This is a genomic window from Allosphingosinicella sp., from assembly GCF_036403745.1.
Lineage (GTDB): Bacteria > Pseudomonadota > Alphaproteobacteria > Sphingomonadales > Sphingomonadaceae > Allosphingosinicella.
Genome location: NZ_DASWQI010000018.1, coordinates 1 through 1,514 on the forward strand (window position 1 = coordinate 1; position 1,514 = coordinate 1,514).

At 70.4% G+C, this 1,514-nt stretch carries 1 protein-coding gene and 1 pseudogene; both read right to left on the bottom strand.

Features of this window, described 5'->3' with window-relative positions:
• On the bottom strand, positions 1-959 hold a 959-nt coding region (locus VGC56_RS02540), incomplete at its 3' end, for an IS110 family transposase (RefSeq protein ID WP_464123048.1).
• A gap of 268 nt (positions 960-1,227) precedes the next feature.
• A pseudogene (locus VGC56_RS02545) lies at positions 1,228-1,514 on the bottom strand (IS5/IS1182 family transposase); the annotation flags it as partial.

Below are 1,514 nucleotides of genomic sequence, written 5' to 3' on the forward strand. Positions count from 1 at the left end.
GCGTAATCTCGACGCGCGAGCGGCCCGGCGGCCTCGGTGAGCAGGGTGGCGAGCGTGACCGGGCCGACCCCAGGCAGCGAACGAAGGATAGTCGCGTCGCCAGGTCCGCTGTCTTGGGCAGCGGGGTCGGTCTCGCTCAGGGCTGTGCAGAGCTCATCGAGCTTGCGCGCGGCCTGATGGAGCTCCTGGTTGGCCAGGCGCAGCCGGGCGACGAGGGAGCGAAGGTGGAGGACGGCCGCCTCGGTGACACCCGCGCCCACCGTGATCGCGGGCTGGCGGAGGATGCCCAGCGCCGCTTGGGCATCGAGCTTGCGAATGCGGTGCTGCCGGAGCAGCCGCGCCAGCATCGCCGCGCGCAGGCGCGCCGCCTTGGCCGGGGTCGGCGCCATGCTCCACAGCGCCAGGACCCACTCGGCTGTCACGTCATCGCTCAATTCGAGAAGCTGCGGGTAGTAACGCCAGAGCTGCTGGCGAACCCGGTTGCCCAGGCGCACGCGCTCGTGCTGGAGCTCCTCGGCCAAGCGCGACCACTCGCGGAGCTCGACCACGCTCGGGTCGCCGGCCAGCACGCGGCGGAACAGATGCCGATCCGTACGCAACCCAGCCGCTGCGACCCGGGCGTCGCGCCGGTCGTCCTTGGCACCGGCGACGCTGATGCGGTCGCGCAGGCGCTCGAGCTGCTTGGGATTGATCGCATAAACAGCGAAGCCGCGGTCCAGCAAGGCATCCACCACCGGTCCGTGCGGCACCTCGAGGGCCACCGCGACCGAACCCGGGTCGCCGGCCATTGACACGAGCCAGTCGCACAGGGCCGCCAGGCCCGCACCGCCGTGCGCGAACGCCCGCTCGCCCACGACCGTGCCAGCCCCATCGAGCAGGCAGGCCTGGTGCTTCGCCGAGCCCCAGTCGATGCCGGCGAACCAGCGTATTGTCTCCTCAGCCATTGCCTCGTCAGCCATGGTCCTGTCCTCTCATGTCCCACGAGCCATCACGACGCCTGCCGGAACCTGTATGGGCGCTCGCGGGCGCGACTTCCTACTGGGCATCCGTCGTGGCCAGTCTGCCGGGGCACAGATCCACGTTTGGTGCTCGTGGCACGAGTGCACGGATGGTCGCTCCCGACAGGCCGACTCGCACGATCAGCTTACACAGGCACTGATCGCGCCCTCCCAGATACAGGTGCACGGATCAGGGGTGGGGCCGCACTGACCCCAACCCCGTCCGGGGTCAGGCGACGCGGACGTACTTCGGGCGCCCCAGTTCCTGCATGCGGTTGAGCACGTAGACCGCCACGTCCACCTCGGTCGCCCGACGCTCATCCGTATGCGCGCGCAACCGGTCGCCGATCACCTGTTTCCATCGGCCAATGGCGGCCTCGGCCTTGGCGCGTTCCGTGTACCCGGACGCTGTCTGCCAGGCCATGCGCCCGTGGTCGGCCATGTGCTGGAGGTGGCGGTCGCGCTGCGTCGGCTCGCTCTCAGTCGTCGTGCTCGGCACGGCAGTCGCGCGCGGCG